This is a genomic window from Thauera sp. JM12B12 (genome assembly GCF_039614725.1).
GTDB lineage: Bacteria > Pseudomonadota > Gammaproteobacteria > Burkholderiales > Rhodocyclaceae > Thauera.
On sequence record NZ_CP154859.1, the window covers coordinates 1,230,394 to 1,249,446 of the forward strand.

General features: G+C 69.8%; 16 protein-coding genes. 4 read left to right on the forward strand and 12 right to left on the reverse strand.

Annotated features, from left to right (window positions below; translation table 11 throughout):
- Positions 1 to 25 precede the first annotated feature (25 nt).
- Genes AAG895_RS05475 through rsmA form a run of 3 tightly spaced genes read left to right on the forward strand, consistent with a single transcriptional unit; the run spans position 26 to position 3,212 of the window.
- The gene (locus tag AAG895_RS05475) at positions 26 to 1,342 is read left to right on the forward strand and encodes a peptidylprolyl isomerase (protein ID WP_345794523.1); all 1,317 of its coding nucleotides are present in this window, start codon (positions 26 to 28) and stop codon (positions 1,340 to 1,342) included.
- A complete protein-coding gene (gene pdxA, locus AAG895_RS05480; protein WP_345794524.1) occupies positions 1,339 to 2,355 on the forward strand; it encodes a 4-hydroxythreonine-4-phosphate dehydrogenase PdxA in 1,017 nt (338 codons plus the stop codon). The genes AAG895_RS05475 and pdxA overlap by 4 nt, the downstream gene beginning before the upstream one ends.
- Before the next feature lie 23 nt (positions 2,356 to 2,378).
- A complete protein-coding gene (rsmA, locus tag AAG895_RS05485) occupies positions 2,379 to 3,212 on the forward strand; it encodes a 16S rRNA (adenine(1518)-N(6)/adenine(1519)-N(6))-dimethyltransferase RsmA (protein ID WP_345794525.1) in 834 nt (277 codons plus the stop codon).
- Positions 3,213 to 3,407: 195 nt separating this feature from the next.
- On the opposite strand, the gene AAG895_RS05490 is transcribed toward rsmA, so the two are convergent.
- The 7 genes from AAG895_RS05490 to AAG895_RS05520 all read right to left on the reverse strand — a co-directional run bounded on the left by AAG895_RS05490 (position 3,408) and on the right by AAG895_RS05520 (position 10,294).
- Positions 3,408 to 3,599 (reverse strand): DUF2892 domain-containing protein, encoded by a 192-nt coding sequence (locus AAG895_RS05490; RefSeq protein WP_320365874.1) that lies wholly within the window; start codon positions 3,597 to 3,599, stop codon positions 3,408 to 3,410.
- A 111-nt stretch (positions 3,600 to 3,710) separates the two neighbouring features.
- The gene (locus AAG895_RS05495) at positions 3,711 to 4,412 is read right to left on the reverse strand and encodes a Crp/Fnr family transcriptional regulator (RefSeq protein ID WP_345794526.1); all 702 of its coding nucleotides are present in this window, start codon (positions 4,410 to 4,412) and stop codon (positions 3,711 to 3,713) included.
- A 40-nt stretch (positions 4,413 to 4,452) separates the two neighbouring features.
- The gene (gene xth / locus AAG895_RS05500) at positions 4,453 to 5,226 is read right to left on the reverse strand and encodes an exodeoxyribonuclease III (protein ID WP_345794527.1); all 774 of its coding nucleotides are present in this window, start codon (positions 5,224 to 5,226) and stop codon (positions 4,453 to 4,455) included.
- Positions 5,223 to 7,319, reverse strand: a complete 2,097-nt coding sequence (locus tag AAG895_RS05505; RefSeq protein WP_345794528.1) for a M3 family metallopeptidase — start codon at positions 7,317 to 7,319, stop codon at positions 5,223 to 5,225. The genes xth and AAG895_RS05505 overlap by 4 nt, the downstream gene beginning before the upstream one ends.
- 109 nt (positions 7,320 to 7,428) lie before the next feature.
- Entirely contained in the window at positions 7,429 to 8,202 is a 774-nt protein-coding gene (locus tag AAG895_RS05510) for a DUF2189 domain-containing protein (RefSeq protein ID WP_345794529.1), read from the reverse strand.
- A gap of 289 nt (positions 8,203 to 8,491) precedes the next feature.
- Entirely contained in the window at positions 8,492 to 9,427 is a 936-nt protein-coding gene (locus AAG895_RS05515; RefSeq protein WP_345794530.1) for a phosphoribosylaminoimidazolesuccinocarboxamide synthase, read from the reverse strand.
- A 189-nt stretch (positions 9,428 to 9,616) separates the two neighbouring features.
- Positions 9,617 to 10,294 (reverse strand): protocatechuate 3,4-dioxygenase, encoded by a 678-nt coding sequence (locus AAG895_RS05520; RefSeq protein WP_345794531.1) that lies wholly within the window; start codon positions 10,292 to 10,294, stop codon positions 9,617 to 9,619.
- A gap of 153 nt (positions 10,295 to 10,447) precedes the next feature.
- Here AAG895_RS05520 and AAG895_RS05525 point away from each other — a divergent pair, with 153 nt between their 5' ends.
- The gene (locus AAG895_RS05525) at positions 10,448 to 11,554 is read left to right on the forward strand and encodes a Tat pathway signal protein (protein ID WP_345794532.1); all 1,107 of its coding nucleotides are present in this window, start codon (positions 10,448 to 10,450) and stop codon (positions 11,552 to 11,554) included.
- Positions 11,555 to 11,646: 92 nt separating this feature from the next.
- Here AAG895_RS05525 and AAG895_RS05530 read toward each other — a convergent pair whose 3' ends face one another.
- The 5 genes from AAG895_RS05530 to AAG895_RS05550 form a co-directional block, all read right to left on the reverse strand.
- Positions 11,647 to 12,948 (reverse strand): DUF3422 domain-containing protein, encoded by a 1,302-nt coding sequence (locus AAG895_RS05530; RefSeq protein WP_345794533.1) that lies wholly within the window; start codon positions 12,946 to 12,948, stop codon positions 11,647 to 11,649.
- 239 nt (positions 12,949 to 13,187) lie between these two features.
- Positions 13,188 to 14,447 carry a phosphoglycerate kinase gene (locus tag AAG895_RS05535; RefSeq protein ID WP_345794534.1) on the reverse strand — a complete coding sequence of 420 codons (1,260 nt, stop codon included), beginning with the start codon at positions 14,445 to 14,447 and terminating at the stop codon, positions 13,188 to 13,190.
- 99 nt (positions 14,448 to 14,546) lie between these two features.
- A complete protein-coding gene (tkt, locus tag AAG895_RS05540) occupies positions 14,547 to 16,604 on the reverse strand; it encodes a transketolase (protein ID WP_345794535.1) in 2,058 nt (685 codons plus the stop codon).
- Between the two features lie 407 nt (positions 16,605 to 17,011).
- Entirely contained in the window at positions 17,012 to 17,893 is an 882-nt protein-coding gene (locus AAG895_RS05545; protein ID WP_345794536.1) for a phosphoribulokinase, read from the reverse strand.
- 18 nt (positions 17,894 to 17,911) lie between these two features.
- Positions 17,912 to 19,000, reverse strand: a complete 1,089-nt coding sequence (locus tag AAG895_RS05550; protein WP_345794537.1) for a class 1 fructose-bisphosphatase — start codon at positions 18,998 to 19,000, stop codon at positions 17,912 to 17,914.
- Positions 19,001 to 19,053 lie beyond the last annotated feature (53 nt).

The window sequence follows — 19,053 nt, forward strand, 5'->3', positions numbered from 1 at the left end:
CTCCGCGACTCCACAGCGAATGAACATGACTCGTCCCTTTTTGCGAACCCGCCTCGCCCTCGCCGCCGGCCTGGTGGCGGCCACGCTTGCCCTGCCCGTCCATGCCGCGCCGCGCGCGGTCGAGGTCGACCGCATCGTCGCGGTCGTCAACAGTGAAGTGATCACGGCCCTGCAGTTGCGCGCCCGCGTCGAGCAGGCCAAGCGCCAGCTCGGCCGCCAGGGCGTCGAGCTCCCGCCCGAGGAGGTGTTGCAGCGCCAGCTGCTGGAGCGCCTGATCGTCGAGCGCGCTCAGGTGCAACTGGCTCAGGAGACCTCGCTGCGGGTCGATGACGCCACCCTCGAGCGTGCGATCGAGCGTGTCGCCGCCAACAACAAGCTCTCGGTGGAGCAGCTGCGTGCGGCGCTCGAGACCGATGGCGTGCCCTGGACGCGTTTTCGCGAGGAGATCCGCACCGAGATCCTCCTCACCCGTCTGCGCGAGCGCGAGGTGGATAGCCGCGTCGTCGTCACCGACGCCGAGATCGACAACTTCATCGCCAGCAATCCGGACGCCTTCTCCGGCCAGGAATTCGCCGTCTCCCACATCCTGCTGCGCACGCCCGAGGGTGCCTCGCCGCAGCAGGTCGAGGCCGTCGCCCGCCGCGCCGAGCAGGTGATGGCGCGTCTGCGTTCGGGAGAGGATTTCGCCCGCGTGGCGGCCGAAGTGTCCGACGCTCCCGACGGGCTGTCGGGCGGTGCGCTCGGCTGGCGTTCGCTGGACCGCCTGCCCGGCCTGTTCGCCGATGCGGTGCGCAACATGCAGCCGGGCCAGACCTCGCCGGTGCTGCGCAGCGCCGCCGGCCTGCACATCGTGCGCCTTGTCGACCGCCGGGGCGGGGGAGGCGAGACGATGCAGCAGCTCGAGCAGACACGCGCGCGCCACATCCTGGTGAAGACTTCCGAGGTGCTGTCCGACGCCGACGCCGAGGCGCGGCTGCGGGCGATCCGCGAGCGCGTGGTCAATGGCGCCGACTTCGGCGAGCTGGCCAAGGCCAACTCGGCCGACCTCTCGGCGGCCAAGGGCGGGGATCTCGGCTGGCTGAATCCGGGCGATACGGTGCCCGAATTCGAGCGCGCGATGAACATGCTGCAGGCCGGGGAGGTCAGCCCGCCGGTGCGCTCGCCTTTCGGCTGGCATCTGATCCAGGTGCTCGAGCGCCGGGTGCAGGACGTCACCGACGAGCGCAAGCGCAACGCCGCCCGCCTGGCCCTGCGCGAGCGCAAGGCCGAGCAGGCCTACGAGGATTGGGTGCGCCAGCTGCGCGACAGCACCTACGTCGATTACCGCCTCGAGCGCGAATGAGCCAGCCGGGCGACACGGCCCGCCCGGTGATCGCGATCACCAGCGGCGAGCCGGCGGGTATCGGTCCCGAGCTCTGCCTGCGCATCGCCGGTCGCGCCTGGCCGGCGCGGCTGGTCGTGCTCGCCGACATCGAGCTGCTGCGGGCGCGCGCCGTGCGCATAGGCTGCAACGCAGACATCCGCCTCTGGCAGCCGGATGCGATGCCGCCGGCGGGCACGATCGAGGTGCTGCATCAGCCGCTCGCGCGGGCGTCAGCGCCGGGCGTGCTCGACGCAGCCAACGGGCGCTACGTGCTCGCGCTGCTGGATCGCGCGATCGCGGGCTGCCGCAGCGGCGAATTCGCCGCCATGGTCACCGCGCCGGTGCACAAGGGTGTGATCTGCGAAGGCCTGGGGGCCGCCGAGACCATGCCCTTCACCGGCCACACCGAGTACCTCGCCGAGCACACCGGCACCCCGCGGGTGGTGATGATGCTCGTGGGCGGCGGGCTGCGCGTCGCACTCGCGACCACGCATCTCCCGCTTGCCGCGGTGCCGGCTGCGATCACGCCCGAGCTGCTCGAGCAGACGCTGCGCATCCTGCACACCGACCTCGTGCACCATTTCGGCCTGCGCGCGCCGCGTATCCTGGTCGCAGGGCTCAATCCGCACGCCGGCGAGGGTGGCCACATGGGGCGCGAGGAGATCGACGTCATCCTCCCGGTGCTCGAGCGCCTGCGCGCCGAAGGCATGCAGCTGATCGGCCCACTGCCTGCCGACACCCTCTTCGTCCCACACACGCTCGACAAGGGCGATGCGGTGCTGGCGATGTACCACGACCAGGGCCTGCCCGTGCTCAAGCACGCCAGCTTCGGCGGTGGCGTCAATGTGACGCTCGGCCTGCCGATCATCCGCACCTCGGTCGACCACGGCACCGCGCTCGATCTTGCCGGCTCCGGCGAGGCCGATCCCGGCAGCCTGTTCGCGGCAATCGAGCTGGCGATCGCGATGGCGAGCACGCGCGCCGCATCCTGAGCCGGCGCGCGTCAAGGACCCACATGCACGACTTCGAGACCGATGGCCATCGCGCGCGCAAGCGCTTCGGCCAGAACTTTCTGTCCGACCCCAACATCATCCGCAAGATCATCGACGGCATCCGCCCGCAGCCGGGCGAGCTGATGGTCGAGATCGGCCCCGGCCTGGGGGCGATGACCGCACCGCTGATCGAGCGCCTCGGCCACCTCCACGTCGTCGAGATCGACCGCGACCTCATCGCCCGCCTGCACGAGCGCTATACCCCCGCGCAGATCACGGTGCATGAGGGCGACGCGCTCAAGTTCGACTTCGGCAGCCTGTGCGGCGACGAGGGTGGGGGCGAGGGCGGCGGCGGGCAGGGCGGCCCGCGGCTGCGCATCGTCGGCAACCTGCCCTACAACATCTCTACGCCCATCCTCTTCCACCTCGCCGGCTTCGCCGACCAGGTCAAGGACATGACCTTCATGCTGCAGAAGGAGGTGGTGATGCGCATGGTGGCCGAGCCCGGCACCGAGGAGTACGGGCGGCTCTCGGTGATGCTGCAGTACCGTTTCCGCATGGGGCGCCTGTTCGACGTGCCGCCGGGCGCGTTCCGTCCAGCGCCGAAGGTGATGTCGAGCATCGTGCGCATGGCGCCGCTGCCGACGGATCAGCTGGGGGCGAAGGACGAGGAGTTGCTCGGTCGGATCGTTACCGCGGCGTTCGGCCAGCGGCGCAAGACCCTGCGCAACACGCTGCGTGCGTTCCTGGACGAGGCCGATTTCGATGCCCTGCACATCGACCCCGGTCTGCGTGGCGAGAAGCTTTCGGTGGCGCAGTACGTCGCCATCGCCAACCACTGCGCCGTGCGCGGCTGAAACAGGGTACGTCGGGCGCGGCCTCGCAGCCCGGACCGCGCCGCTGTTGGCGCAGCTGTCTGTGGGAGCGACAGTCTGTGGGAGCGGGCTTGCCCGCGAATGTCGCAAGAACAAGCGCCCCTTTCGCGGGCAAGCCCGCTCCCACAGTGCGCCCTCGGCTCGGCGGCGTGGCCGCCAGACCGGTAGCTGCGTTGCTTACTTCTTGCTCAGCGGGCAGGTGTTCATGCCGAACAGCGTGTAGGCCGGGCACCAGCCGAGCAGGCCGGTGGCGAGGGGGACGACGCCGATCCATGCCCACACCGGGCCGCCCATCAGCGCCCAGGCGATCAGTGCGATGCCGGCGAGGATGCGGATGATCTTGTCGATGCCGCCAACGTTGGTTTTCATGGTGTTCTCCTGATGGGATGGAATGTGGGGCGATTTGATCACGGCCCTCGATCCATCGTCTGTAACCACGGTTACACAGCGTTCCTGCCCTGGGCGATCGGCGCGCCGGTTTCAGCTGCGCGCCGAACCCTCGGCCGATAGCTTGCGCAGTCCGGCAGGGTCGAGGATCTCCACCTGCTCGCGCGCCAGCCGTACCAGCCCCTGGTCGGCAAAGTTCTTCAGCAGGCGACTGACGATCTCGCGCACGCTGCCGAGCTCGTCGGCGAGTTGCTGGTGGGTGGTGTGCACCAGCCGGCCCTTGCCGAGCAGCAGGGCTGCCAGGCGCTGATCGAGCTTGCGGAAGGCGACTTCCTCGATGAGCTGCATCAGGTCGGCGATGCGCTCGGCGAAGAGGTGGAAGACGAAGTCGCGGAACGGGCGCTCGGCCATCAGGTCGTCGAACGCCGCCTTGGGTAGCAGCATCAGCAGGGTGTCGGACTCGGTGACGCCGCGGGCGTTGTAGTCCTCGTGGCCGAGCAGGCAGGACGAGGAGATGATGCAGGTCTCGCCCGGGCCGACGCGGTACAGCGGCAGCTCGCGCCCGCTCGGTGCGCACTTGCTCACCCGCACCGTGCCCTCGACCACGAAGGGGAAGCCCTCGCAGGCCTGGCGGTCATCGAACAGCATCGCGCCGGCAGGCACCCGCATCCAGCGGGCGCTGTGCAGCAGACGGGCATGCCCTGGCGCAGTGAGCTCAGCGAGCACCGGATAACGGCTCTCCAGGCGCTCGGTCTCGGTCGTCGGCGCGGGGCCGGGGGCGGTATTCGAACTCATCGGTGCATTGTCATTCGCGTTGCGACCGCAGGGCTCGCGCTCATGCACCGAGCGCCAGTTCCAGCACCACCGGTGCGTGATCGGACGGCCGCTCGAGCCGGCGCGGCGCCTTGTCGACCACGCAGCTGCGGCAGGCTTCGCGCAGCGCGGGCGACACCAGCAGGTGGTCGATGCGCAGGCCGAAGTTGCGGCGGAAGGCCATCATGCGGTAGTCCCACCACGAGAACGCGCGCTCGGGCTGCTCGAAGAGGCGGAAGGCGTCGATCAGGCCGAGGCCCTGCAGCGCGCGGAAGGCGGCGCGCTCGGGCTCGGACACGTGGATCTCGTCCTTCCAGTCGGGATGGGCGTCGCGGTCTTCCGGCGCGATGTTGAAGTCACCGGCCAGCACCAGGCGTTCGTGCGACTTGAGCTCCTCGTGCAGCCAGTCGGTCAGCGCGGCCAGCCAGCGCAGCTTGTACTCGAACTTGTCCGAGCCCACCGCCTGGCCGTTGGGAAAGTAGCCGCATACCACGCGCACACCGTCGAGGGTGGCGGCGATGATGCGCTTCTGCTCGTCCTCGAAGCCGGGGATGTTGCGCACCACGCTGGCCTCGTCGATCGGTTGCGGGCTCAGGATGGCGACGCCGTTGTAGGTCTTCTGGCCGATGAAGACGGCGTGGTAGCCGACGGCCTCCAGCTCGGCGACCGGGAAGGCCTTGTCCTCGAGCTTGAGTTCCTGCAGGCACAGGGCGTCGGGCTTGTTGGCCGCCAGCCAGTCGAGGACCTGGGGCAGGCGGACCTTCAGGGAATTGACGTTCCAGGTGGCGACCTTCATGCCTGCGCCACCATGCCGCTGTGGCGCAGCAGGGCGTCGACCCTGGGCTCGCGGCCGCGGAAGGCCTTGAAGGAGTCGAGCGCCGGGCGGCTGCCGCCTACGGCGAGGATCTCGCGCCAGAAGCGTTCGCCGGTCTCGGGGTCGAGCAGGCTGCCCCGGCCGGCGCCGGCTTCCTCGAAGGCGGCGAAGGCATCCGCCGACAGCACCTCGGCCCACTTGTAGCTGTAGTAGCCCGCCGCGTAGCCGCCGGCGAAGATGTGCGAGAAGCTGTGCGGGAAGCGGTGCCAGGCAGGCGGGATCATCACCGCCACTTCGCGGCGCACTTCGTCGAGCAGGGCCATCACGCGCTCGATCGGCACCGGGCCGGCGGAGGCATCCACCTCGCTGTGCAGGCGCAGGTCGAACATCGAGAACTCGAGCTGGCGCACGGTCTGCATGCCGCTCTGGAAGTTCTTGGCGGCGATCATCTTGTCGTAGAGCGCGCGCGGCAACGGCTCGCCGGTGTCGACATGCGCCGTCATGCCCTGCAGCACGTCCCACTCCCAGCAGAAGTTCTCCATGAACTGGCTGGGCAGCTCGACCGCGTCCCACTCGACGCCGTGGATGCCGGACACCGCGAGCTCGTCCACCTGGGTGAGCAGGTGGTGCAGACCGTGGCCGCACTCGTGGAACAGCGTGAGCACGTCGTCGTGGGTGAAGGTGGCGGGTTTGCCGCCGACCGGGCCGGGAAAGTTGCACACCAGGTAGGCCACCGGCGTGTCGCTGCCCCAGGTGTTGCGGTGGCGGCTGCGCGCCGAGTCCATCCACGCCCCGCCGCGCTTGGTGCTGCGCGCGTGCAGGTCGAGGTAGAAGTGGCCCACCAGCTCACCTTCCTTCTCGATGCGGAAGAAGCGCACGTCCGGGTCCCACTTCGGCGCCTCGTCGGGGAGGATGTCGACCCGGTACAGCGCGCGGATCACGCCGAACAGGCCGTCGAGCACCTTGGGTTCGGGGAAGTACTGCTTCACCTCCTGGTCGGAGTAGGCGTAGCGCTGCTCGCGCAGCTTCTCGGAGGCGTAGGCGACGTCCCAGGGTTCGAGCGTGTCGAGGCCGAGCTCGGCCTTGGCGAAGGCCTTGAGCTCTTCCAGGTCCTTCTCGGCAAAGGGCTTGGCGCGCGCGGCGAGGTCGTGCAGGAAGCCGAGCACCTGCTGCGGCGTGTCGGCCATCTTGGGCACCAGCGAGACCTCGGCGTAGTTGCGGTAGCCGAGCATGCGCGCCTCCTCGTCGCGCAGCGCCAGGATGCGGCCGATCAGCGGGCCGTTGTCCAGTTCCGGCTTGCCGAGCTCGGAGGCGCGGGTGGCGTAGGCGCGGTACATGCGCGCGCGCAGCGCGCGGTCGTCGGCGTACTGCAGCACCGGCAGGTAGGCGGGCATTTGCAGGGTGAACTTCCAGCCCTCCTTGCCGTCGGCTTCGGCGGCGGCGCGCGCGGCCTGGCGGGCGTCGTCCGGGATCCCCGCAAGGCCGGCTTCATCGGCGACCCACTCGGCATGGGCGTTGGTGGCGTCGAGCAGGTTCTCGGAGAACTTGGCGGCGAGCTGGGACTGCTCCTCCTGGATCTCCTGGAAGCGCGGCTTCTGTTCGTCGGGCAGCTCGGCCCCGGAGAGGCGGAAGTCGCGCAGGCCGTGTTCCAGAATGCGCTGGCGCACCGGCGACAAGGTGGCGAACTCCGGGCTGTCGTGCAGCGCCTTGTACTTCTGGAACAGCGCCAGGTTCTGCCCGACCTCGGCGTAGAAGCGCGAGATCTCGGGCAGCATCGCGTTGTAGGCCTCGCGCCACTCCGGCACGTCCAGCACGCTGTGCAGGTGGCCGACGACGCCCCAGGCGCGCCCCAGGCGCTCGCCGGCCTCGTCCATCGGGCTGACGAAGCCGTCCCAGGTCGGGAGCGCAGGATCGGCGGTGAGGCGTTCGATCAGCGCCCGGTTCTCGTCGATCAGTCCGCGGATGGCGGGTTCGACGTGTTCCGGCTTGATGTCGGCGAAGCGCGGCATGGCGCTGAAGTCGAGCAAGGGGTTGCGGGGCGGGGAGGCAGTCTTGGCTGGGGCGTTGTCTTGCATCTTCAACCTTGTGTGTTCGATCCGGGAGGCCTGGGCAAGGCGGCTATTCTGCCGCAAAAAAGACGGCGGGCGCCGCATCGGGCGCCCGCCGCCATGGGTTTGCTGGTCTTCAGCGCACGAGGTCGCGGTACGCATGCCAGGTGGCGTGACCCACCAGCGGCAGCAGGATCACCATGCCGATCATCATGCTCGCGAAGCCGATGCCGATCAGGGCGACGATCAATACCGCCCACAGCACCATCGCGTCGAAGTTGGTCTGCACCGCGCGCAGGCTGGTCATGGCCGCGGTGACGGTGTCGGTCTCGCGATCCATCACCATCGGGATCGCGATCGCCGACAGCGAGAACACCACGAGCGCGAGCACGCCACCGACGATCACGTAGGCCGCGACGAAGTACAGGTTGTCGCCGGCGCTCAGGACGCCGCTGACGAAGTTCGTCACGTTGCTGATCTCGCCCCGGTAGAAGAGGGCGAACATGATTGCAGAGATGCGCTCCCAGCCCACCAGCGCAATCGCGAGGAAGGCACCGAACATCGCGAGCGTGTCGGCGTTGCGGGCCAGGCCGCGCAAGGAACCGAAGAAGGAGGTTTTCTCCCCTTTCTCGTGGCGGCGCGAGATCTCGTACAGACCGGCGGCGGCGATCGGTCCGATCAGCATGAAGCCCGAGATGGCCGCCATGAACAGGTAGGGCTTGTCCGCAGCGTAGGACAGGATCGCGTAACCGATGGCGGCAAGAATCACCCCGTACGACAGACTCGCGCCGAGGTTGTCACGCATGTCGTCCCAGCCCATGCGCAGCCACTGCAGCGGACGGTCGGTTCCGATCGAACGGATGTGGGGCAGGTTGAAGTGCCGGTCCATTGAATCGTAGGGCTTGTCCATGATCGTCTCCGCCTGTCTGTCGTTATGTTTGCCGGGGCGCGGCGCGTTCGCGCACGACGACACAGCGCCAAGGCTGCCGTCGTCGCGTTCTTAGAATAGGACAGGGGCAAAGAGTTCGCGAATGAGAGTGGTTCCTGTTCGAATAGGCTACGGCTATCGGCTCTGCCTCGAGCGGTGCGCGCCCGACAAGCTGACAGAACGATGCCGGGGGCCGGAGTCTCCCGGAAAAAGCGAAGGGGCGCCTCGCGGACGCCCCTTCGCTCTGCCCCGGCTGGCCCGAGTGCGCGCTTCAGGCCAGCTTCTTGCCGGTCAGGCGTTCGTAGGCCTCGCGGTACTTGGCCGCGGTGCGCTCGATGACCTCTGTGGGCAGGCGGGGTCCGGGCGCGGTCTTGTTCCAGTCGAGCGTCTCGAGGTAGTCGCGCACGAACTGCTTGTCGAAGGACGGCGGGCTGATGCCTTCGCGATAGCTGTCGGCGGGCCAGAAGCGCGAGGAGTCGGGGGTGAGCGCCTCGTCGATCAGGTGCAGCGTGCCGCTGCCGTCGATGCCGAACTCGAACTTGGTGTCGGCGATGATGATGCCGCGGCCGGCGGCGTAGTCGGCCGCCTGCGAGTAAAGCGCGATCGCTGCGGTACGCGCTTCCTCGGCGAGCTGGGCGCCGGTCTTGCCGGTGCCCGCGAGTGCCTCCGCGAGCAGCATGTCGCAGCGCGCCTGGGCCTGCTCGAAGGAGATGTTCTCGTCGTGCTCGCCCATCTCGGCCTTGGAGGACGGCGTGAAGATCGGCGCCGGCAGCCTGGCTGCCTGCTGCAGACCGGCGGGCAGCGCGATGCCGCAGATGGCGCCGGTGGCCTGATAGTCCTTCCAGCCCGAGCCGATCACGTAGCCGCGCACCACCGCCTCGATCGGCAGCGGCTTCAGGCGCTTGACCACCAGCGCGCGCCCGCGCACCTGGTCGCGCTCGTCGGCGGCCACCACGGACTCGGGGTCGATGCCGGTGAGCTGGTTCGGCAGGATGTGGGCCAGCCTGTCGAACCAGAAGTTGGCCAGCGCCACCAGCACGCGGCCCTTGTCCGGGATCGGGTCGGGCAGGATCACGTCGAAGGCCGACAGGCGATCGCTGGTCACGATCAGCAGCTTTTCGTCGTCGACGGCGTAGATGTCGCGCACCTTGCCGCGACCGAGCAGCGGCAGGCTCTTGATGGAAGTCTCGAAAATGGGCGTCGCCACGGTGGGGCCTCGGGTTGCTGGCAAAGCCGGGATTATAGGGGAGGGGCGCGCGGTTTCGGAGCCGTGGCGGCGCACAAGCGCGTGCGTGGATCGGCGGCCCGTGTGAATCCGCATAAGGCCCGCGGGGGTGACGCCTGTGATCGTGTCCTTGATGGCGTACAAATGCGCGCCCGGGCCTCCGGATCGGCCTCAGGCCGTATGCGCCTCGAAGAGTCCCGCAAGCACCGGCGACAGCACGAAGTCGAACTCCGCCGCCAGCTTCGCGACCGGGTCTTCCACCGGGACGAAGTCCGCGAGCAGCAGCGGGCGCAGCGCCTCGGGTACGCGCATGAAGAGGTCGTCGCGGTCGTTGAGCCGCTCGCCGGCCACATAGATCTGGGTGACGAAGGGGCGGTCGGCCTCCTGGAACACTGCGGCGTGGATGTGCGGCGTGCGCCCCGGGTAGGGCACCGGGCGGATGGTGCGGAAGCGGTAGCGCCCTTCGGCATCGGTGACGGTGTGGCCGAAGCCCTGGAAGTTCGGGTCTTCGTCGAGACCACCACGATCGCGTGGGTGGCGGTAGCGGCCGTTGGCGTCGCATTGCCAGATCTCCACCCGCAGCCCGGCGAGCGGCCTGCCGTCGATGTCGAGCACCCGGCCCGACAGGTCAGCGATCTGCCCGTTGGCGCGGCCGCTGCCGCCCTCGACCTGGGTGAGGTCGTTGTCCTTGTGCAGCGGCGGGGTGACCGGGTAGAAGGGGCCGAGCATCTGGCTCGGCGTGAGTGCGCGTTGCGCGGCGGTGACCGGCGCGGCCAGCAACAGCGCGCCGCTGCCAAAGACGAGCCGGCGGCGTCGCGCGGACTGTGGCGATCTCGGCTGTTCGGACATGTACGCGCTCCTTTCGATGCGGGTACTGCGCGGACCACGCCAGCGCCTTTCGGTTCCGTCGTGCGCTTGCGGCGCGCATGATCGAGTCCTCGCGCAGGGCTGCCGTTCTCCCGTGTCGCCGAGACATGCCCCGCCACGCACAGGAGCCTGATCATGAAAAGACGCGCGTTCATCACGGCTGCCGCCTGCACGACCCTGGCCGCGGCAGGCGGCGTCGGCTACCTCGCGCATGCCCGCGGCGCGGCGGCGTACGCGGAGGCCGTTCGCCAGACCTGGCGCCACGGCGAGCCCGCGGGCGGCGGTCCGCAGGCGGCGCTGCGCGAACTCGTGCGCTACGCGGCGCTCGCGCCGTCCAGCCACAACACGCAGTGCTGGCGGTTCGGACTGGGCGAGCGCCGGGTTTCGATCGTGCCTGATTACGCGCGCAGATGCCCGGTTGTCGACCCGGACGATCATCACCTCTTCGTAAGCCTCGGCTGCGCGGCCGAGAACCTCCTGCAAGCGGCGCCGGCGATGGGGTTCCGAGGCGAGCACCTGTTTGCTGGCGGGACGGCGGATACGCTGGAGGTCGTGCTGGTTCCCGCGGCGGTGCAGCGGAGCCCGCTGTTCGAGGCCATTCCGCAGCGGCAGACGACCCGCACCGAGTTCGATGCGCGGCCGCTCGCGGTCGACGAACTGAGGCTGCTCGAAGCGGCAGGCTCGGGCAAGGGCGTCCAGGTGCTGCTGCTGACCGAGGCGCGGGCCATGGAGGCAGTCCTCGGCTTCGTGGTCGAGGGCAACACCGCGCAGATGCGCGATCCCGCATTCGTGCGCGAGCTCGCGCACTGGATCCGGTTCAACGGCGGCGAGGCCGCCAGGCTGCGGGACGGACTGTTCGCGGGCGCGTCCGGCAATCCGTCGATTCCAGGCTGGCTGGGCCGGCTGATGTTCGATGCCGTGTTCTCGGAGCAGGCCGAGAACGACAAGTACGCACGCCATGTCCGCAGTGCCGCCGGCATTGCGGTATTCGTGTCCGAGCTCGATGACAGGGCGCACTGGATCGAAGCCGGACGTTGTTTCCAGCGTTTTGCGCTGCAGGCAACGGCGATGGGCGTGCGCACGGCACATCTGAATCAACCGGTGGAGCTGGTCTCGCTGCGTGCCGCGTTCGCCGGTTTCCTGGGCATCACCCGCGGCCGGCCCGACCTCGTCATCCGCTTCGGCCGCGGACCCGAGATGCCGCGCTCGCTGCGGCGCCCGCTCGAATCCGTGCTGCTGTGACCGGACGCGCCATGCCGCGTGCGGCGCCTCCTTGCGGGTGAGCGAGCCGGAGGCCGGCCCAGGCCGGCTCGATCCCGGGCGCTCGTGCGGCGTCAGCCGTGCGCTTCGCTGCCTTCTTCGGCGCTCAACAGTTTTCGCATCCGCCGCAAGCCCATGAACACCAGCCCGGCGATCACCGGGATCGATACCGCGGTGATGACCTCCGGCGTGGCCGGTGCGATGAAGTCCTTCGCGCCCTTGGCGACGTAGTTGACCAGCTGCGAGGCGTAATACGTGATCGCCACCACGGACAGGCCCTCGACGGTCTCCTGCAGGTGGAGCTGGATCTTGGCGCGCCGGTTCATCTGCGCGAGCAATTCCTGGTTCTGGCGTTCGATCTCCACGTCCACACGCGTGCGCAACAGCTGCGAGTTGCGCGCGATGCGATCGGAGAGGTCGGCCTGGCGGCGTGCGATCGAGGCGCAGGTGTCGATCGCAGGCACCAGGCGACGATCCATGAACTCGCCGATCGGCGAGAAGCCGGGCAGGCGCTGCTCGCGCAGATCGTCGATGCGCTGGCGCACCAGGCGGTAGTAGGCCGCGGCGGCACCGAAGCGGAAGGTGGTGCGCGCCACCGAGCGCTCGATCTCGGCGGCGATGCGCGACAGCCGGGCGAGCACCGCGCGGTCATCCTCGGCGCTGCGCGACTGGCCCATGCCGTCCATCAGGTCGGCGAGCTCGTCCTCGGCGCGCGACACCAGGCGGCCGACCTCCTTGGCGACTGGGAAGGCGAGCAGCGCCATCACGCGGTAGGTCTCGATCTCGACCAGGCGCTGGGCGATGCGGCCGGCCTGGCGCGGCGTGAACCCCTTGTCGAGCAGCAGGAAGTGGGAAAAGCCTCCATGCAGGTGGAAGTCGGTCAGCACCCAGCCGGCGCCGTCCGATACCGCCGAGGCCACCAGCGCCTGCCCGTGGCGCGACTGCTGGTGCAAAACGGTCTCGAGCGGCACCTCGGCGACGCCGCGCAGCTCGATGTGCGTGGCGGCGATCAGCAGGCCGGGGATCGCCTTGCGCCAGGCCGCGGGCACATGCAGCAGGGCGTACTCGTCCGGGCTGTCTTCCGGCTCGATGCGGCGGAAGAAGCAGTAGCTCGAGAACTCGTTGTGGCGCTCCCACTTCAGGCGGAAGCCTGTGGCCTCCAGCAGCACATGACCCGAATCGGTGGCGGGCGGCGGCAGGCCGAGCTGTTCGGCGAGCTGGGCCAGATGCGCGGGCTCGCGGCTGGCGCTGCCTTCGTGGTGGAGGAAGGCGAGATAGGTCACGAACTCGGGGGTATCGAGCGGCACGGGCGGGCGGGCGTGCACCTCGTCGTTGAGGGTCTGGCGCAGGGGGTGCTGTTCGAAAAGGGAAGACATGCTGGTCGCGATCGGATGGGCGTGCGCGAGACGCGTGGCAGGGCAGGGCGGCGCGCGGGCATTCTTGCCCACGCCTCTGCGCCCTGACAAGCGCGCTGGTGCGTTCTGCGGCACGTCGTCAGCAAAAAGGCGGCCCGCTTCCAGGACGAGAAAGCGGGCCGAATGCCCGCGGGCAGGGAGCGCTCGGCCTGAGGCTGGGCAAACGGGCTGCCGACCACCGCGGGGCGGCCGGCCGCACGTCAGTGCCTTGCGGTGGCGTAGCGCGGGGTCAGCGTCTCCCGGGCGTGCGGCGCGACGCAGCCGCCCGTCGGATGTGCGCGGGCGCGCAGGGCGGCGACCGCGGGCAGCTCGCGGCCTTCGAGGAATTCGAGGAAGGCGCCGCCACCGGTGGAGATGTAGTCGATGCGCTCGCCGACGCCGAAGCGCGCGATCGCGGCCAGCGTGTCGCCGCCACCGGCGATGCTGTAGGCCGGGCTGGCGGCGATGGCCGCGGCGAGCGCGCGCGTGCCGGCGGCGAAGGCGTCCAGCTCGAACACGCCGACCGGGCCGTTCCACACGATGGTGCCGGCGCGTGCGAGCACGCCGGTGAGCGAGTCGCGGCTCTTCGGGCCGATGTCGAGGATCATCCAGCCCGGCGGGACGGCTTCGGCGTCGCAGACGCGGGCGTCGGCGTCGGCGGCGAAGCGGTCGGCGACCACGACGTCCTCGGGCAGCCACACCACGCCGCCACGCTCGGCCAGGCGGCGCTCGACGCGGCGCGCGGCCTCGAGCAGATCGGGCTCAAACAGCGAGTCGCCGACCTCGCAGCCGCGCGCGGCGAGGAAGGTGTTGGCGATGCCGCCGCCCAGCACCAGCACATCGACCTTGCCGGCCAGGCTGTCAAGGATGGTGAGCTTCGTGGATACCTTGGAGCCGGCGACGATGGCGGCGAGCGGGCGCGCGGGCTGGGCGAGCGCGCGACCCAGGGCACCGAGTTCGGCCGTCATCAGCGGCCCGGCGCAGGCCACCGGCGCGGCGAGCGCGAGCGCGTGCAGCGTGCACTCCCTGCGGTGCGCGGTGCCGAAGGCGTCGTTCACATAAACGTCGATGAAGCGCGCGATGCGCGCGGCGAGCTGCGGGTCGTCGGCCTTCTCGCCGACGTTGCCGCGGCAGTTCTCGAGCAGCACGACCTCGCCCGGGCGCACGTCGAAGCCGCCGTCGGTCCACTCGCGGATCAGTGGCACCGGGCGGTCGAGCAGGGCCGCCAGGGCCGCGGCGACCGGTGCCAGCGAGTCTGTCGCGGTGAGTGCGCCCTCGGTCGGGCGCCCGAGGTGGGAGCTGATCATCACCGCCGCGCCCGCCTCGAGGCAGTGGCAGATCGCCGGCAGCGTGGCGCGGATGCGGGTGTCGTCCGACAGGCTGCCGTCAGGGTTCATGGGCACGTTGAAGTCGGCGCGGATGAAGACCCGCTTGCCGGCGAGCTTGGTGGCCGGGATGTCGGACAGGCGCAGGAAGTTCATGACGGTCTCCTCGGTGAGCTTGGGGGTGGGCGCGGGGACGGCAGGTCGGGCGAGGGCAAGGAGAGGCGCCGGTGCCTCTGCCGTCCTGTCGAGGCGGGCTCAGCCGTGGCCTGCAGACCCGGCGAGCAGTGCGCGAGCGCGTTCGAGCACGGCGTCGGCGGTGAAGCCGAAGCGCGCCATCAAGCGGGCGGCCGGAGCGGATTCGCCGAAGCGTTCGAGGGCGATCACGTCGCCGCCGGCGCCGCCTTCGGCGACCGTCCGCCACCAGCCGGCGCCGTGGGCGGCCTCCACCACCAGGCGCGGCACGCCGGCGGGCATCACGCCATTCCGATACGCGGCCGACTGGCGGTCGAAGACGGCTGTGCAGGGCATGGACACGACGCGTACACCGACACCTTCGGCGGCAAGCACTTCACGCACGGCCATCGCAAGTTGCACCTCCGAGCCGGTTGCGATGATCACCAGCGCGGGCGCTGGCGTGGCGGACGGGGTCTCGGCCAGCACGTAGCCGCCACGCACGATGGCCTGCACCTGGTCGGCCTCGCGCGGCTGATGCGGCAGGTTCTGGCGCGACAGCGCGAGCAGCGTGGGGCCGTCGTGGCGCAGGACCGCGGCGTTCCAGGCGGCCTGGGTCTCGACCGCGTCGCAGGGCCGCCACACGTCCAGCCCGGGGATCAGGCGCAGGCTGGGGATGTGTTCGACCGGCTGGTGGGTCGGGCCGTCCTCGCCGAGGCCGATCGAGTCGTGCGTCATCACATACACCACGCGCTGCCTCATCAGCGCGCTCATGCGGATGGCGTTGCGGGCGTAGTCCGAGAACACCAGGAAGGTGGCGCCGAAGGGGAGGAAGCCGCCGTGGAGCGCGATGCCGTTCAAGGCCGCGGCCATGCCGAACTCGCGCACGCCCCAGTTGATGTGGCGGCCGGGCTGGTCGGCGCGCACCACGCCGCAGCCCGGCCAGTCGGTGAGGTTGGAGTGGGTGAGGTCGGCCGAGCCGCCGAGCAGTTCGGGCAGCGCGCGCGCCAGGCGGCCGATGGCCTGCTGGCTCGCCTTGCGGGTGGCGAGGGTGGCGGCCTCCCTGGCGACGCCGCGCAGGATGGCGTTGGACAGGATGTCGAAGCCCACCGGCAGCCTGCCGGCCATGCGGCGGGTGAATGCTTCGGCCTCGTCCGGGAAGGCGGCGGCGTAGGCGTCGAAGCGCGCCTGCCAGTCGGCATGGCGGGACGCGCCGCGCGCGCGGGCGTCGAAGGCATGGCGCACCTCGTCGGGGACGTCGAACGGGCCGTGTGTCCAGCCCAGCGCCGCGCGGGTGGCGGCGATCTCCTCGGCGCCGAGCGGCGCGCCGTGCACATCCGCGGTGCCCGCGCGCCCCGGGCTGCCGTGGCCGATGGTGGTGCGGCAGCAGATCAGGGTCGGGCCGATGTCGTTCTCGGTGTTGGCAAGCGCCTCGCGGATGGCACGATCGACCGCCTCGACGTCGTGGCCATCCACCGCCTCGATGACATTCCAGCCATAGGCGCGGAAGCGCGCCGGCGTGTCGTCGGCGAACCAGCCTTCGACCTCGCCGTCGATCGAGATGCGGTTGTCGTCCCAGAAGCAGATGAGTTTCGAGAGGCGCTGCACGCCGGCGAAGCTGGCGGCCTCGTGGCTGATGCCTTCCATCAGGCAGCCGTCGCCGAGGAAGACCCAGGTGCGGTGGTCGACGATGGCGTGGCCGGGGCGGTTGAACTCGGCGGCGAGCAGCTTCTCGGCGAGCGCCATGCCGACGGCGTTGGTGAGACCCTGGCCGAGCGGGCCGGTGGTGGTCTCGACGCCGGGCGTGTGGCCGACCTCGGGGTGGCCGGGGGTGCGGCTGTCGAGCTGGCGGAAGCGCTTGAGTTCGTCCACCGGCAGCTCGTAGCCGCTGAGATGGAGCAGGGCGTAGAGCAACATCGAGCCATGGCCGTTGGAGAGCACGAAGCGGTCGCGATCGGCCCACGCGGGGTCGGCGGGGTCGTGTTTCAGGTGCCGCGTCCACAGCGCCACCGCGATCTCGGCCATGCCCATCGGCATGCCGGGGTGGCCGGACTTCGCGGCCTCGACGGCGTCGATGGCGAGGAAGCGCAGCGCGTTGGCGCACAGGGTGTCGATCGGCGCCTGAGTGAGTCGCATGTTCATCGGAACGTCTCCAATCACAAATGAAACTGCTTATGGCCGTCGGCCAGTCGCCACGGCCAGCGTGGCGTATGGGGCGTTTCTGGAGCAGCCGAGGACTGTCCGAGCCCGCAGGGCGAGTTCCGCAGGCTGCGGAAGAAATGCCCCGTGCGACGCGCTTTTCTGGAGCGGTTGGTGGGGCTGGGGCGGTTTCCAGAACCGTTGGTCAGCCACTGTCCGATCAGCGAACCCGCGGCCTAGCAGGCGGTGTTCCTTCCGCTGGCTGCGGAACTCGCCCTTCGGGCTCGGACAGTCCTCGCCTGCTTCAGGAACACCGCCTGCTCTCCGCTGGACGTGGGTGGGTGCGGCGTGGCAGTGAAAAACATTTCCCCGTCGTGCGTTGCTGGGGCGGCGGGGCCGGCGTTTCGTCGTCATTGCGCCAGCGCCTTGCGGCGGCGGTCCATCAGGCGCCAGATGAAGGGGGTGAAGATCAGCTGCATCGCCAGCTCCATCTTTCCGCCCGGCACCACGATGGTGTTGGCCCGGCTCATGAAGCTGTCGTTGATCATGTTGAGCAGGTAGGGGAAGTCGATGCCCTTCGGGTTGGCGAAGCGGATCACCACCATCGACTCGTCGGCGGTCGGGATGGCGCGCGCGATGAAGGGGTTGGAGGTGTCCACCATCGGCACGCGCTGGAAGTTCACATGGGTGCGGGCGAACTGCGGGCAGATGTAATGCACGTAGTCGTGCATGCGGCGCAGGATGGTGTCGGTGACCGCCTCGGTGGAGTAGCCGCGGGTGCTCTTGTCGCGGTGCAGCTTCTGGATCCACTCCAGGTTCACCACCGGCACCACGCCGATCAGCAGGTCGACATAGCGGGCGACGTCGATGTGCTCGTGCTGCACGGCGCCGTGCAGTCCTTCGTAGAACAGCAGGTCGGTTCCGGCCGGCAGCTCGTCCCAGGGGGTGAAGGTGCCGGCCTCCTGGCCGTAGTGCTCGGCCTCCTCCGCACTGTGCAGGTACTTGCGGCGCGTGCCGCTGCCGGATTCGGCGTAGCTGCGGAAGAGGTTCTCGAGCTCGCCGAAGAGGTTGGCTTCGGGGCCGAAGTGGCTCAACTGGCAGCCGCTGCCGACCTCGCAGGCGGCGAGCTTCTCGCGCATGGTCTTGCGGTCGTAGGCGTGGAAGCTGTCGCCCTCGATGACGGCTGCCGTGACGCCCTCGCGGCGGAAGATCTCCTCGAAGGTGCGCTGCACGGTGCTGGTGCCGGCGCCGGACGAACCGGTGATGGCGACGATCGGATGGCGTTCGGACATGGCGGAGCTCCCGGGGGCTTATTGGGCGAATTCGGTGTCGCGGAACAGCGAGCGCGCGTGGAACAGCGGCAACTCGTCCTGCGCGCCGCCGATGAGCGGCTCGTGGTGGTAGCGCTCGATGCGCTCGACCTCGTCCTTCGAGCCGAACACGAAGCCGATGCGCTGGTGCAGAGATTCGGGCTGGACCTCGAGCACCGGGCGCACGCCGGTGCTGGCGCGGCCGCCGGCCTGCTCGATGAGGAAGCCGATCGGGCTGCATTCGTACAGCAGGCGCAGCCGGCCGGGCCTGGCCGGGTCCTTGCGGTCGCGCGGGTACAGGAAGACGCCGCCGCGCACCAGGATGCGGTGGGTCTCGGCCACCAGCGAGGCGATCCAGCGCATGTTGAAGTCGGCCCCGCGCGCGCCGCTGCGCCCGGCCAGGCACTCGTCCACGTAGCGCCGCACGGGCTGCTCCCAGAAGCGCGCGTTGGAGGCGTTGATGGCGAATTCGCGCGTGGTCTCGGGCACGCGGATGTCGGGGTGGGTGAGGTAGAACTCGCCGATGATCGGGTCGAGGGTGAAGCCGGCGACGCCGCTGCCGACCGACAGCATCAACATCGTCGACGGGCCGTAGATGGCGTAGCCGGCGGCGACCTGGCGGCTGCCGGGCTGCAGGAACTCGGCGGCGGTGGCGTCCTCGCCCGGGCGCGGCGCGCGCAGGATGGAGAAGATCGAGCCGACCGCGACGTTGACGTCGATGTTGCTTGATCCGTCGAGCGGGTCGAAGGCGAGCAGGTATTTGCCGCGCTGGTCGCTGGCGGGGAGCGGGATCGGCGCCTCGTTCTCCTCCGACACCATGCCGGCGAGTTCGCCGCCCCAGTGCGTGGCGCGCAGGAAGATCTCGTCGGCGAGCACGTCGAGCTTCTTCTGCTCCTCGCCCTGCACGTTGGCGCTGCCCTGGCTGCCGAGCACGTCGGCGAGCGCGCCGTGGGCGACTGCGCGCGAGATCGCCTTGCAGGCCTGGGCGACCTGCAGGATCAATGCGTTGAGTTCGCCGGTGGCCTCCGGGTTGCGGCGGCGGTGCTCGATCAGGTATTCGGTGAGCGTGCTGCGGTCGAGGTTGAACATGGTGGTCTCCTCCGGGCGGTGCCGGAATGTGGCTTGTCGTTATGGGTGCGGAA